Source organism: Aeromicrobium sp. UBA7512 (genome assembly GCF_002476985.1).
Lineage (GTDB): Bacteria > Actinomycetota > Actinomycetes > Propionibacteriales > Nocardioidaceae > Aeromicrobium > Aeromicrobium phoceense.
The window spans coordinates 654,557-668,513 of sequence record NZ_DLNK01000003.1 but is presented as its reverse complement, the minus strand read 5'-3'; the positions used below and the strand labels follow the sequence as shown (position 1 = coordinate 668,513).

General features: G+C 68.8%; 9 protein-coding genes. 7 read left to right on the top strand and 2 right to left on the bottom strand.

The genetic code is table 11. The annotated features are described in order from the left end of the window. The first annotated feature begins 36 nt into the window (after nt 1-36). Both cobN and cobF read left to right on the top strand, forming a co-directional pair. Nucleotides 37-3,636, top strand: a complete 3,600-nt coding sequence (gene cobN, locus B2363_RS05185; protein WP_286928903.1) for a cobaltochelatase subunit CobN — start codon at nt 37-39, stop codon at nt 3,634-3,636. Then, entirely contained in the window at nt 3,633-4,412 is a 780-nt protein-coding gene (gene cobF, locus B2363_RS05180) for a precorrin-6A synthase (deacetylating) (protein WP_286928901.1), read from the top strand. Before cobN ends, cobF begins: the two co-directional genes overlap by 4 nt. Here cobF and B2363_RS05175 read toward each other — a convergent pair. Beyond that, nucleotides 4,400-5,290, bottom strand: a complete 891-nt coding sequence (locus tag B2363_RS05175) for a sulfite exporter TauE/SafE family protein (RefSeq protein WP_286928899.1) — start codon at nt 5,288-5,290, stop codon at nt 4,400-4,402. The genes cobF and B2363_RS05175 overlap by 13 nt on opposite strands. A 157-nt stretch (nt 5,291-5,447) precedes the next feature. Between B2363_RS05175 and B2363_RS05170 the strand changes: the two genes are divergently transcribed. From B2363_RS05170 to B2363_RS05150, 5 genes are all read left to right on the top strand, one after another. Then, the gene (locus B2363_RS05170) at nt 5,448-6,512 is read left to right on the top strand and encodes a nitronate monooxygenase (protein WP_286928898.1); all 1,065 of its coding nucleotides are present in this window, start codon (nt 5,448-5,450) and stop codon (nt 6,510-6,512) included. Continuing rightward, nucleotides 6,509-7,243 carry an NUDIX hydrolase gene (locus B2363_RS05165; protein ID WP_286928896.1) on the top strand — a complete coding sequence of 245 codons (735 nt, stop codon included), beginning with the start codon at nt 6,509-6,511 and terminating at the stop codon, nt 7,241-7,243. Before B2363_RS05170 ends, B2363_RS05165 begins: the two co-directional genes overlap by 4 nt. Before the next feature lie 357 nt (nt 7,244-7,600). Then, nucleotides 7,601-8,956: a hypothetical protein gene (locus tag B2363_RS05160; RefSeq protein WP_286928894.1), complete on the top strand. Its 1,356-nt coding sequence runs from the start codon at nt 7,601-7,603 to the stop codon at nt 8,954-8,956. Between the two features lie 59 nt (nt 8,957-9,015). Beyond that, nucleotides 9,016-9,531: a GNAT family N-acetyltransferase gene (locus B2363_RS05155; protein WP_286928893.1), complete on the top strand. Its 516-nt coding sequence runs from the start codon at nt 9,016-9,018 to the stop codon at nt 9,529-9,531. A 639-nt stretch (nt 9,532-10,170) separates the two neighbouring features. After that, the gene (locus tag B2363_RS05150; protein WP_286928892.1) at nt 10,171-12,363 is read left to right on the top strand and encodes a DUF4062 domain-containing protein; all 2,193 of its coding nucleotides are present in this window, start codon (nt 10,171-10,173) and stop codon (nt 12,361-12,363) included. A gap of 7 nt (nt 12,364-12,370) precedes the next feature. Here the strand turns inward: B2363_RS05150 and B2363_RS05145 are convergent, their stop codons facing one another. Beyond that, on the bottom strand, nt 12,371-13,435 hold the full coding sequence (locus B2363_RS05145) for a toll/interleukin-1 receptor domain-containing protein (RefSeq protein WP_286928891.1): 1,065 nt from the start codon (nt 13,433-13,435) through the stop codon (nt 12,371-12,373). Nucleotides 13,436-13,957: the final 522 nt, after the last annotated feature.

The window sequence follows — 13,957 nt, the reverse complement described above, 5'->3', positions numbered from 1 at the left end:
TCCCGCCTCCCCGACCACCTCCACCCAAGGAGCCCCATGACCCGCATCGCCCTCATGTCCACGTCGGACACCGACCTGCTCTCGGCCCGTGCCAGCGGCGCGGACTACACCTGGGCCAACCCGGCCCGCGTCACGGACGAAAGGCGGGACGAGCTCACCGCCGACGCCGATCTCGTGGTCCTGCGCGTGCTCGGATCGCCCGAGGACGTGCGCGACGTCGCAGCGGTCATCCGGCAGTCCGGCCGGCCGCTCGTCGTGCTCGGCGGCGAGCGCACGCCCAACGCCGCGCTGATGGAGCTGTCGACGGTGCCGATCGGCATCTGCGCCGAGGCCCACCGCTACCTCGCCGAGGGCGGCACCGAGAACCTGCGCCAGCTGCACGCGTTCCTGTCCGACACGGTGCTGCTGACCGGTGAGGGATTCGAGCCGCCGGCGCTGCTGCCGGAGTGGGGTGTGAGCCGCCAGCCCGCGCCGAGCGACCTGCCACGGGTCGGCATCCTCTACTACCGGGCCCACGAGGTCAGCGGGAACCACGCCTTCGCCCACGAGCTGGCCGATGCCATCGATGCCACCGGCCGGGCCTGCGGCGTGCCGGTCTACGTCTCGTCGCTGCGCGCGGCGGCCGACGACCTCTTCGCCGAGCTCGGCACGCTCGACGCGATCGTCGTCACGGTCCTGGCCGCCGGCGGCTCGAAGCCTGCGGCGGTGAGCGCCGGCGGGGACGACGAGTCGTGGGACGTCGAGCGGCTGCGGGCGCTGGACGTGCCCGTCCTCCAGGCGCTCGCACTCACCTCCAGCCGCGCGGAGTGGGAGGCGTCCGACGACGGCGTGACCCCGCTCGACTCCGCCACCCAGATCGCCATCCCGGAGTTCGACGGGCGCCTCATCACGGTGCCGTTCTCCTTCAAGGAGGTCGATGCCGACGGCCTGCCGCGCTACGTCACCGACGCCGAGCGCTGCGCCCGCGTGGCCGGCATCGCGGTGAACCACGCGCGCCTGCGCCACGTGCCGCCGGCCGAGCGCAAGGTCGCCCTCGTGCTGTCGGCCTACCCCACCAAGCACAGCCGCATCGGCAACGCAGTCGGGCTGGACACTCCCGTGTCGGCCATCCGGCTGCTCCGCCAGCTGCGCGACGCCGGCTACGACCTCGGTGAGCCCGGCGCGATCCCGGGTCTCGACCCGCTGCCGCCGGTCGAGGGGGAGGAGCCGGACACGACGTCGGGCAACGCCCTGATCCACGCGCTCATCGAGGCCGGCGGCCAGGACGAGGAGTGGCTGACTCAGGCCCAGCTGAGCGAGTCGCACGTGCGGATCAGCCGCGACGACTACCTCCGGTGGACCGCCCACCTGCCCGCTGCGCTGCGCGAGGAGATGGTGGAGACCTGGGGCGAGGCGCCCGGCTCGCTGTTCGTCGATGACGCCGGCGACATCGTCCTGGCGACCCTGCGGGCGGGCAACGTCGTGATCCTCATCCAGCCGCCGCGCGGCTTCGGCGAGAACCCGGTCGCGATCTACCACGACCCGGACATGCCCCCGTCGCACCACTACCTCGCGGCCTACCGATGGCTCGAGCAGGGCTTCGGTGCCGACGCGGTCGTCCACCTGGGCAAGCACGGCTCGATGGAGTGGCTGCCGGGCAAGAACGCCGCGCTGTCGGCGGCGTGCGCCACCGACGCAGCGATCGGCAGCATGCCGCTGATCTACCCGTTCCTCGTCAACGACCCGGGCGAGGGCGCCCAGGCCAAGCGCCGGGCCCACGCCACGATCGTCGACCACCTCGTCCCGCCGATGGCACGGGCCGAGGGCTACGGCGACATCGCGAAGCTCGAGCAGCTGCTCGACGAGTACGCCAACGTCGCCGCGATGGACCCGCCCAAGCTGCCCGCGATCCGCCAACAGATCTGGACCCTCATGCAGTCCGCCCAGATGCACCGCGACCTCGGCCTCGAGGAGCGACCCGGCGACGAGGAGTTCGACGACTTCCTGCTGCACGTCGACGGCTGGCTGTGCGAGATCAAGGACGTCCAGATCCGCGACGGCCTGCACGTCCTGGGCCAGGCACCCGCGGGGGAGGGGCGCGTGAACCTCGTCCTCGCGGTGCTGCGCGCCACGCAGGTGTGGGGCGGCCAGAACCGTGCCCTGCCGGGGCTGCGGGCAGCGCTCGGGCTCGCCGACGACGCCCCGATGGCCGAGGTCGACGCCGTCGAGGCCCAGGCCCGTGGCCTCGTCGAGGCGATGGAGAAGGCGGACTGGGACCCGCAGGCGATCGACACGCTCCACGACGATCCGGTGGTCCGCGACGTCCTGCGGTTCGCCGCCGAGCAGGTCGTACCGCGCCTCGCGGCCACGACCGACGAGCTGACGAACATCCTGCACGCGCTCGACGGCGGCTTCGTCCAGGCGGGCCCCTCCGGCTCGCCGCTGCGCGGACTCGTGAACGTCCTTCCGACGGGCCGGAACTTCTACACCGTCGATCCGCGTGCTGTGCCGTCGCGACTGGCCTGGGACACCGGCCAGGCGATGGCCGAGTCGCTCGTCAGTCGCCACCTCGAGGACACCGGCGAGCACCCTCGCTCGGTCGGCCTCTCGGTCTGGGGCACGTCCGCGATGCGCACGTCGGGCGACGACATCGCCGAGGTGCTCGCGCTGATGGGCGTGCGGCCGACGTGGGACCCGGCGTCGCGCCGGGTCAACGGGCTCGAGGTCATCGGCCTCGAGGAGCTCGGTCGCCCGCGCATCGACGTCACCGTGCGCATCTCGGGGTTCTTCCGCGACGCGTTCCCGCACGTCATCGAGATCCTCGACGACGCGGTCCAGCTCGTGGCAGGCCTCGACGAGCCGGACGAGCTGAACTTCGTCCGGGCGCACACGCGTCAGGACCTCGCCGAGCACGGCGACGAGCGCCGTGCGACGACGCGCATCTTCGGCTCCAAGCCCGGCTCGTACGGCGCGGGCATCCTCCAGGTGGTGGAGTCCGGCTCGTGGCGCGACGACGCCGACCTCGCCGAGGTCTACACCGCGTGGGGTGGCTTCGCGTACGGCCGCGGGCTCGACGGCGTCGCGGCCAGTGACGACATGCGGACGAGCTACCGCAGGATCGCGGTCGCGGCGAAGAACATCGACTCGCGCGAGCACGACATCGCCGACTCGGACGACTACTTCCAGTACCACGGCGGCATGATCGCCACGGTCCGCGCGCTGACCGGCGCCGAGCCGAAGGCGTACGTCGGTGACTCGACCACCCCCGACGCGGTGCGCACGCGGTCGCTGCAGGAGGAGACGAACCGCGTCTTCCGCTCGCGTGTCGTGAACCCGCGCTGGATCTCGGCGATGCAGCGCCATGGCTACAAGGGCGCGTTCGAGCTGGCCGCCACGGTCGACTACCTCTTCGGCTTCGACGCGACCGCGGGCGTCGTCCACGACTGGATGTACGAGTCGCTCGCGAAGGAGTACGTCCTGGACGAGACGAACCAGGAGTTCATGCGCCGGTCGAACCCGTGGGCGCTGCGTGGGATCGTCGAGCGGCTCAACGAGGCGGCCGACCGTGGCCTGTGGGACGAGCCGGACCCAGAGGTCATGGCCGAGATGGCGCGCGTCTACCTGGAGGTCGAGGGCGACCTCGAGGACGACGCGTGACACGCCGGCTCGCGCTCGTCGGTCTCGGTCCGGGGGACCCCGAGCTCGTCACCGCCCAGGCGGCACGCGTGCTCAACGAGGTCGACTTCTTCCTCGTCGCGGACAAGACCGAGCAGCACCCGGGCACGGCCGACCTCATCGCCATGCGCGAGGCGATCTGCGACCGGCACGTGACGGGGGAGTGGCGCCTCGTCCACGTGCCGGATCCGGAGCGCGACCGTGCCGACCCGACCGACTACGGCGCCGCCGTGCGCGACTGGCACGAGGCGCGCGCCGCGGCCTTCGAGGAGGCGCTGCTGGAGCACCCCGGTGACGCCGCGATCCTCGTGTGGGGCGACCCCGCCCTCTACGACTCGGCGATCCGGCTGGCCGACCGCATCGTCGAGCGCGGGATCGTCGACGTCGCGGTCGAGGTGGTGCCCGGCCTGAGCAGCGTCCAGCTGCTCGCCGCGCGCCACGGGCTCGTGCTCAACACCATCGGCGGGCCGATCACCATCACCACGGGGCGTCGCCTGCTGGAGGACGCCGTCGAGGGTGACAACCTCGTCGTCATGCTCGACGGCTCGCTGACATGCGTGAGCCTTCCCGTCCCGTCGGCCTGGCGGATCTGGTGGGGCGCGAACCTCGGCTCGTCCGACGAGCAGCTGGTGTCCGGGCGGCTCGATGAGGTTGCCGACGAGATCGCGGGCCGCCGGGCGCAGGCCCGCACAGCACGCGGCTGGGTGATGGACACCTATCTGTTGCGCCGACGGGTGAGCGGGGCTCAGGAGGCCTGAACCAGCACCGCGGCTCTGCGTTCGTCCCTCTCGCGGCGCCAAGCCTTGACGGCCACCGTGCCGGTGACGCCGACCGCGAGCAGGATCAGCAGGGCGTCGAGCCAGCTCGGCAGTCCGCCCAGCGCGTCGAAGATCGTGACGCAGTTGACCAGGATCACCAGGCCGCCGACCATCGTGCCCATCGCGGCATGCGGGAGCCGACCGGCCAGGCGCGCCGCGATCGGGGCCATGACGATGCCGCCGAGCGCGAGGCCGATCACGGGCAGCCACGGGATCCCGTGCTGTGCGGCACCGGTGAGGAATCCGAACGAGACGGAGACGGCCACCAGGAACTCGGCGGCATTCGCGGTTCCCACGATCTTGCGCGGTTCGTGGCGGGTGACGGTCATCAGGCTGGGCGTCACGACCGGGCCCCAGCCGCCGCCACCGGTGGCGTCGACGAAGCCGCCGAGCAGGCCGATCGGTGAGAGCCAGCGTGCCGTGTGGCCGTTCCTGGGGGTGGGGATCAGCCGCACCCCGAGCCCGAACCTGGCGAAGATCACCAGGCCGAAGAAGACCAGCAGGCCTGACATCCAGCCCTTCGCCGAGGCGAGGCTGATGTTGGTGAGCACGACGGCGCCCAGGAAGCCGCCCACCGCGCCCGGCAGCGCGACACGGACCAGGACCGCCGTGTCGACGTTGCCCTCGCGCCAGTGCGACAGGCCGCTGATCAGTGTCGTCGGCAGCTTCGCCGCGTGGGTGGCGGCACTCGCCGTGACCGGAGCGACGCCCATGAACAGCAGCACGGTGGCCGAGGTGACGCCGAAGCCCATGCCGAGGGTGCCGTCGACGAGCTGGGCGAGTCCGCCTGCCAGCGCAAACGCGACGATGATCCCCATGCCCACCTGCCTTCCGTCCGTTGTGTCCAAACACGAGTAGGTTACGAGAGTTTCACGCCAATGGGACGGGTGTCCGAAACGTGGACCATGTTCCGCGGTGACTACGTTGGAAGCGGCTCGCTGCTGTCGGTGAGCACCTCGGACGAGAGGAACGACCATGTCCCACGCGCCTGCCCGACGTCTGCCTGCGCCCCTCGCCCGGAGCAAGCCCGTCTGGGTCGCGCCGATGGCGGGCGGGCCGTCGAACCCCGGCCTCGTCGTCGCCGCAGCCCGCGCGGGCCACTTCGCCCAGCTCGCCGCGGGGTACAAGAGCGCCGAGGCGATGACGCGCGAGGTGCGAGAGGTGCGCGACGCCGGGACGGACCTGTTCGGCGTCAACCTCTTCGTCCCGAACGTCCACCCGATCACCCCAGCCGCCTACGACGATTACGCGCGCTCCTTGCTGCCCACGGCGGAGCGGCTCCTCCACGACGCCGCACCTGTGGCGCTGTGCGAGGACGACGACGCGTGGGACGCGAAGATCGCCGCGCTCGTCGCCGAGCCGGTCCCGGTGGTGAGCTTCACGTTCGGGCTCCCGTCGCCAGCCGTCCTCGACGCCCTGCGCCGCGCCGGGTCGGTCCTCGTGCAGACCGTGACGTCGTCACAGGAGGCGCGTCGTGCGGACGCGGCTGGCGTCGATGCACTCGTCGTCCAGGGCTTCGCCGCAGGCGGGCACTCGGGTGTCTGGGACGCCGACGCCTGGCCCGCCGACATGCCGTTGTCCCAGCTCGTCGAGGAGGTGGCCGGGGCGGTGTCCCTCCCGCTCGTGGCCGCCGGCGGCATCGCGACTCCAGGGGACGTCGACGTGTCCATGGCAGCGGGAGCGTCCGCCGTGGCGGTGGGAACCGCGGTGCTCCGCGCCCCCGAGAGCGGTGCCTCGGACCTCCACAAGAACGCGCTCGCCGACCCGCAGTACACCTCGACCACCCTCACCCGCGCGTTCACGGGCCGACCGGCGAGAGCCCTGGTGAACCGCTTCGTGCTCGACCACGACGAAGCGGCGCCCAGTGGCTATCCGGCCCTGCACCATCTCACCCGGCCGCTCCGTGCCGCCGCGGTCGCGGCGAACGACCCCTCGGCACTCAACCTCTGGGCGGGGCAGCAGTGGCGCGGTGCCTGCGAAGTGCCCGTGGCGGAGATCCTCGATGGCTTGATGCCCGCTCGCGGGACAATGGGGCCATGAGCCTCACAGTTCCGACGCCCGTTCCGTACGACGCCGCGCTCCGCGATCGGGTCGTCGCACACCTCGCGGGACATGAGCGGCGAGTGGCCGACGCAGAAGGCAGGCGTCACGCGGCGGTGGCCGTCGTCCTCGTCGACTCCGCGCCTCGCGAGGCCCGGGTCGACCCTCCCCGCGACGCTGCGGACGAGGCGGCACCCGGTGTTCACGAGCTCGACGGGCGCATGGACAACGTCTCCGGTGGCGCGGCCTTCCTGCTGAGCCGGCGCTCCGGGCGCCTCCGTACGCATTCGGGTCAGTGGGCCCTGCCCGGCGGTCGGATCGACGAGGGGGAGGACGCCGTCGACGCGGCGCTCCGGGAGACGGACGAGGAGCTCGGCGTGAGGCTGGGCCGCGACGACGTGCTCGGACTGCTCGACGACTACCCGACGCGCTCGGGCTACGTCATCACCCCGGTCGTGGTCTGGGGCCGGGGACCGCTGGACCTGCGGCCGTCGCCCGACGAAGTTCTGGCGGTCTACCGGGTCGGACTCCACCAGCTGCTGCGACGCGACTCCCCGCGGTTCCTGGACATCCCGGAGAGTGACCGGCCCGTGGTCCAGATCCCGCTGGGGGACACCGACCGCGTCCATGCGCCCACCGCAGCCGTCCTGCTCCAGTTCCGCCGGCTGGGACTCGAGGGGGACCCGACCCGGGTCGACGACCTCGAGCAGCCGACGTTCGCCTGGCGCTGAGCGTGCTCCTCGCCACACGCAGATGATTGCTGAGGTGGTCACGTCGTATGCGCAGCTGCCCGCCGCCGTCCTGTGGGACAAGGACGACGACATCAGAGGGAACGGCCCCACCCGAGGTAACCGGGTGGGACCGTCGTGTGGCCGATCCCGAGCGCCTTGGTCCAATGAGCAGGACCGTGATCGTGCATGCGTCGAACCCGATGTTTCGTCGCCGCCAGAGGGAGTCAGTGTCATCGGATGGGACCGCACGCCTCGAACCCCGCTGTCATCTCTTCCGGTGGTCATTTTGCAAGCAGCCCGACGTGCCGTTTGGGCCGCTCCACCGTTTGAACATGGTCCGCCTGCCACAATGACGGGGTGATCGGAGCCAATCTGGCTGCAGCCTCCGTCGCTCTGGTCGCTGCGTGCTTTCTGTTGTCGGTGCGCGCCTCCGCGGCCGCGCGGCCGATCGCGATCCTGTGCATTGCAGCGGCCTTCTGGTCGGTCGGCGCTGCGTGGACCTACGCCGAGCCCGGCTCCAACTCCGGCGCGAACGCCTGCATTCTCGCGGCCGCAGCCTCAGCCGCAGCCGCCGCCTTCGTGGCTTCCCAGCGCCTCGTGTCGGGTCGGTGGTCGATACCCACTCTCGTGACGATCATGTTCTTCGTAGAGCCGATGGTGATCGTGTTCGTCCGCTTGGTGGTGTACCCGGAGCTTTCCTCGGCCGAGTTCCGTCGCACCGCGCCGTTCATCGCCCACGCGGCCTACTGCTTCGCCCTGCTGCTGAGCGTGATTCTGACGTTGAACGTCCGTCAACGGCACCCTCGACGTCGCGTTCGGATCTTCGTACTCACGTCCCAGGTCCTGGTGATCGCGATCATCGCGATGGAGGTCTCAGCCAGCGAGCAGACCCAGTTCGTGGTCGTCCTGGCCGCCCTCTTCGCTGTCTGGGTGGCGCGCCACCCCGACGACTGGAGCAACTCGAGAGCCCGCGCGGACAGTCTGCTCAACTCCATCGGTGTCTTCCTGTTCGTGTTCGACCACCTCGGCAGGCTGAAGGACTGGAACGGCAATGCCGATCGCCTCATCGAACTCACGGGACAGCGGCCACAACGCGACCTCACCGCAACGCAAATTCTCGGTCGCCCCCTTCCGTTCGAGGATGGCCAACCGATCGACCTCAACCTTCTGGATGGGCGAATGCGCACCTCCGCCCACATTCACAAGGTCGACCCCACCTCGCGGACAAGTCGAAGCGATTGGGTCGTGATGCTGCGGCCGGTGCGGTCCAGCGTCAGCCAGTCCTCGTTCCCGACGATCTCCGGAGGCCTCGCCGGCCACGACCCAGCCACACAGACCCTCAATCAGCGCGAGACCATGGACCTCCTGCGCGCTGCCACGACGAGCGGTGACGCCGCAGTCCGTGTGGACGTTCTCCCAGCAGACGCTCAAGCCCGTGAGGACGAGACCATGTTCGTCGTCGCCCGACGTCTGGAGATGATGTTCCCCAACGTGCGATGGGGACGACTCTCAGCATGGGTCTTTGTCGCCATGTTCAAGCCCGACGAGGCTGACCAGGCGAAGCTGCTGATCGACCACGAGGCGCAGACTGCCCTGGGCCTCGATGCGTCCGTCGCCACGACGATCTGCGTGCCCACGCGGGGCGAGGACTCCGAACGCTTCGTCCTGCGAGTCCAACTGCTGCACAGCCCCTATGGCTCATCAGACTATTGATGGCAATGTCCCGACACACAGCATGGAGTCAACTACTCCGTCCCGTGAAAGGACACCCGATGACCTACCCCCGCACCCAATCCACCCACGTCCGTCCTGCCCTCCCGGCCGACGTGCCCAAACTGGCCGAGATGATCCAGGCCTTGGCCGATTTCCATGGCGAAGGTCAATCCTGTCGGATGACCTGGCCCATCCTTCGCATCCAGCTCTTCGGAACCGATCCCACGCTGAGGGCCCACGTGGCTGAGCGGGACGGGCGCGTCACCGGGATGGTGCTGTGGTATCGCACGTACTCGACGTGGGATGCCGCGCCAGGCATCCACGTCGAGGACTTCTACGTGGACCCTGAGGCCAGGGGACACGGCACGGGTCTGATCCTGATGTCCGAACTCGCACGACTCGCCGTTGACCAGGGTTACACCCGAGTGGAGGGTCAGGTGATCAGCAGCAACCCCCTGCGCAGCGCCCTCGTCAGTCACGGCGGCGACCAGATGGACGTGTGGGAGACCTACCGCGTCGACGGGAACGACCTGCTGGCACTGAGCAGTCGAGAGCCGGCAGCTGCCGCGATGTGAATGCGACGGTGGCCACGGTCGAACTCGGCCGTGGCCACCGTTCACGGACGTCGTGGTGAAGCTCCCGGGTCTGCTGCACGGATAGGTGACATCTGAACTGTGCCGCTAGGTGTGCCGCTGGAAGAATGGTCAGCATGCCGAAACCCGATCTTCGCGAGATCCGTGGGACGTCCGTGAGTACCGACCCAACGCCAGCGTCAGCAGAGCCGCTGGCGGACGGTGAGATCCGGCTGCCCGCCGCCGTCCTGTGGGACATGGACGACCAGCGGGTTTTTCACTGACGCATCAGAGTGCTTCCTGATCCACGTTACCGCAGGTCAGAAGCGATGAGGCGACCCGTTGCGACCGCGACGCCACTTTCGGCAACATGCTGGTTCGTCGCGGTGCGCAACGGATAGTCGCATCGATACTCGCATGAGATTGCAGCGTCGATGAGTTACAAGTGCACGGGTTTGCGACACGGCAGATCGAACGTCACCCGCCCGTGCAGCAGCCCCGAGCGATCGCCCGTGCGTTCTACGCTTAGCACTGCCAGGCCCAGGCCGCCGGCGCAGCCGCAGTGGTGGCGTTTCGCCTGCGTCCCCATACGCTGGGTGTCACGCTAGTCTGGCGCTCCGTCTCGATCGGGCTGGAGCTGCCGTGCCGACCATCCGCGTCTTCGTGTCATCGACGTTCAATGACTTTCACGCCGAACGAGATGCGCTGGTCGGACCTGTTCGTGAGCGGCTCAACGCCTCGCTGCGTGACCTCGGTTGCCGGGTGGACTTCATCGACCTGAGATGGGGGGTCGATACAACAGTTGATGAGGAGGACGAGGCGCAGCGTCGAATCCTCGACGTCTGCCTGACGGAGGTGGATCGTGCGCGGCCCTTCTTCGTGGGGCTGATCGGAGAACGTTACGGCACCGTGCCGGACCCGCTGCACGCGCGGTTCGTGGCGGATCTGGCAGGCATCCCTCGCACCAGGTCGGTGACGGGTGTGGCAGTGACGGAGTTGGAGTTTGGCCACGCCTTCCTCTGGGCCCCTTCCGACGTCGAGGCGAACGCAACGGTGTTCATCAGAACGACAGTCGAAGGAAGCCCAGAGTCCTGGCGCGACGCGGATCGGGAGCGGTTGGCCACCTTCGTCGCGGACGTGCGCGAAGCCGCTCGGGAGGGTGAACGGATCGTATGCCGGTCGTACTCTTCTCGATACCGACCGGAGACGGGGGCGGCGGACCTGCGCGTCGTCATCGACGACGGTGGGGCCATGGCGTTCGAGGACATGGTGGTCGAGTCGCTGCTGCCGGTGCTGGTCGCTCACGCTTCTGAGGCATTGGGAGACGACGAGCGCGCATCGCGCCGCATCGTTCGGGACCGTCATCCGGTGCTCGTCGGGCGGGTGGGTCTGGTTGACGACATCGTCGGGATGTTGAGCAAGCCTGCACCTAGTCGGGTGGGGATCTACGGGCCGTGGGGGTCCGGGAAGTCGGCGGTGGCGGTGGCCGTCGAGCGGTCGTTGCGAGAACGTGGCGTACCCGTGGTCTCGGTGTTCGTGGGCACCGACTCCCAGACCAGAGTCATGGGCGACGTCCTGGGCGAGCTGATCAGGGCAGCCCTGGCGCTGGCGCCCGGCGTGGCTGTTCCTGCGACACCCCGGACTAAGAGGGGGGCACGCCGGTGGCTGGCTGAGATCCTCACGAGCGTTCATCGCGAGGTGGGCGGCTTTTGCCTCATCCTCGACGGGCTCAATCGGGTCGAGGGAGACCGGGAGAAGACGGCCCTGAATTGGTTTGAGCACATCCCGGCGCAGGTTGGTGTACTTGTGACGACGAGTAGTGAAGAGCAGATGCGCATGCTGGCGGAGCCTGACGTCACCTTCTACGCGCTTGGTCCGCTGTATCCGGACGAGGCCAAGCAGGCTGCTCGCGAGTGGGCACGACAAAGTGGTCGTGACCTGCCGGCCTCGGTCGTAGACCTCCTCGGTTCCGAGGTGCGGTTTCCGCTGTGGATCCGACTGGCGGTCAGTGTGCTGAGCACACTGGACGCTGACGACTTTCGGCGGATCGGCGAGTCACCCCATCCGGCGGATGCCATAGCTCGGCTTCTCACGGAACGAGCCGAAGGGCTTCCGCCTGACATGCAGGGCTTGTTCGGCATGATGTGCGAAGCCATCGGCGAGCGGTTGGGTCATGAACCAGCTGCGGACGTACTCGGCCTACTCGGTGCCTCGTACTTGGCGTTGTCGCAGGACGATCTTGTCGCGGCACTGCAGGATGTGGTGCCAGACGCACGCTTCGTGGTGAGCACAGCCCGCAACATGCTTGATGACCAAGTGATCGAGAGCACGCGAGACGCCGGTTTGCGACCGGCGCATCAACCGTTCGCCGACGTGTTGTGGCGGTATGCGACCCCCCGCTCTCGCACGTTGCTCGCGCATCAACTGCTGGCCAGGGGCGTGCGCGACGATGAGGACCGTGTCCAACTCCTTGTGCTGATCGCCTTAGGGGTTCCGGATGGTCTGCCCAGTGAGTTAGCACTGGTCGCGGGTTGCCTGAATGAGATGTCGGTCAGCGCGGCGGCACCGGTCGTGTTCTCAATCCTGGGGGCGCCGGGGAGTCGGCTGTGGGAGTTGCTTGAGCAGGTGGATCCGCACGAGCTGAATGGTCAAGGCTGGGCGTGTTTGAGCGCCGCCGTGGACGTCGACTTCGGCAAGGTGTGGGTGGACAACAGCTTCGAGATCGCCGAGGAGTATAGGGCGGCCTTGGCACACCTCATCCACCAGAAGCGCGCGGCCGGTCGCCTCTCGCGCAGGCTTCCCCGTTCGCTTAAGCACATGAGGCGAGGTCAATGAGGGATGGTCAGGAACCCTTGACCAGATCTCGGGCGAGGTCGGAGACGAGCTCATCTGGGTCGCCCTTCCACTGCGCGAGCACCAGGGGGTATTCCATCTCGTCCAGCTCGGCATCGTCGATGCGGAGCGGATAGATCGGCATGCGTCGCCCGTGGGCAATGGCCACCTCTGCCTGGCAGTGATGGGAGCTCTGGGTGTGTTCGGAGAAGAGCAGGACCAGCGCCCGAGCCTGGCGGATCGCTCGGGTCGACTCGACGTGATAGTTCCTGCCGGTCGGAATGTCCCGGTAGTAGATCCAGCTGCGCACTCCACGGGCGGCCAAGGCAGCATCGAGCATCTCCGCGATCTCCTTGTGCTCCTCGGCGAAGCACATGAAGACCCGGAGTCCGCCCTCGTCCAGAGTGCTTGGCGTGGGCGCGGCGGCATTCTCCGGTGGAAGGGATACGTCCGCGGCTCCGATCGTGGCGGTGGCCTCCGCCCCCGCGGTGGAAGCTTCCGTGAGGCGGCTGACGAGTTCGAGACTGCGCGCGAGTCCCTCACGGACCTGCGTCGAGTCCGGGTCGATGGTGGCAGCCTCGCTCCAGGCGTACTGGGCCTCCAGCGCCAGTGTCACGGCGCGATCCCAGTCACCACGGTCCGCGAGGAGCTGGGCGACCTCACCGAGGTCGGAGGCGAGACTGCGCTGGAAGTCCCGCACGCGCGGGCGGGCCGCGACCAAGTCCCGACGGATGGCCAGCGCTTCCCAGGTCAAGTCTAGTGCGCGCTGCGGGTCGCGATCGGTGAGAAGTCGCGAGATCTCGATCATGCTGCTCGCGACGGTGCCTCGGGTGCCTACATCGTCTGGTTCGGTTGCGGACAGGGACTGACGGATGTAGAGGGCCTCCTCAGCAAGGGTCACTGCGCGATCCCAGTCACCACGGACCGCCAGGAGCCGGGCTTCTCGGTGCAGATGCCCGGCCTCGGACTTGTGGTCCCCTCGGGTGCGGGCGCGGGCGCGAAGGCCCTGCACCTCGACCACGTCTCCCACCTGCGACAGCGCGCTCTCGACCCGTTCCAACTCCTCGGGATCCATCCGTGGAACCCGGCTGGACGCGCTCGCAGTGGGGTACCCGCAGCGGCGCAGCGCCTCCAGTACGACTGAACTCGAGACGCGCCACGTTCTCGCCAGCTCATGCACGCGAATGCTCGCCATACCATGCCCTTCGATTGGCCGTTGCTCCACTGCGACGGGGCCGTCAGACGATATCGCGCAAGGTCAGGTCCCGGGAAGTGGTGTAGCGGTGCGTGATCCCTCGTGGGTCAGAAGGTGAGTGCGGAAAGGTCCTCCGGCTCGATGTAGGCGCTGGCGTTTGGTGACGATCCTGGGGTGGGACCCTGACTGGGTCGACTACTTCAACAACGAGCGCCCCCACGAGGCCCTCGACGACCTGAATCCTCTTCCGGGCCGACAAACGTCACCACGCTGCAAGAACGGGCTCACGCCGACCGGCTGAGCCAACGAGCCGAGTCTCCGGACACGCCGTAGCGGTTCAGGCTGCCATCGGCCGCAAGTGTGGCAATCCCCACTAGCAACGATCCGTAGCTGGGTCGCATC

Bases quoted from the DNA above. Each gene is read 5' to 3' on its own strand.
- cobN (WP_286928903.1), top strand. From the start codon at position 37: ATGACCCGCATCGCCCTCATGTCCACGTCGGACACCGACCTGCTCTCG.
- B2363_RS05175 (WP_286928899.1), bottom strand. From the start codon at position 5,290: ATGGGGATCATCGTCGCGTTTGCGCTGGCAGGCGGACTCGCCCAGCTC.
- B2363_RS05170 (WP_286928898.1), top strand. From the start codon at position 5,448: ATGTCCCACGCGCCTGCCCGACGTCTGCCTGCGCCCCTCGCCCGGAGC.
- B2363_RS05165 (WP_286928896.1), top strand. From the start codon at position 6,509: ATGAGCCTCACAGTTCCGACGCCCGTTCCGTACGACGCCGCGCTCCGC.
- B2363_RS05155 (WP_286928893.1), top strand. From the start codon at position 9,016: ATGACCTACCCCCGCACCCAATCCACCCACGTCCGTCCTGCCCTCCCG.
- B2363_RS05145 (WP_286928891.1), bottom strand. From the start codon at position 13,435: ATGGATCCCGAGGAGTTGGAACGGGTCGAGAGCGCGCTGTCGCAGGTG.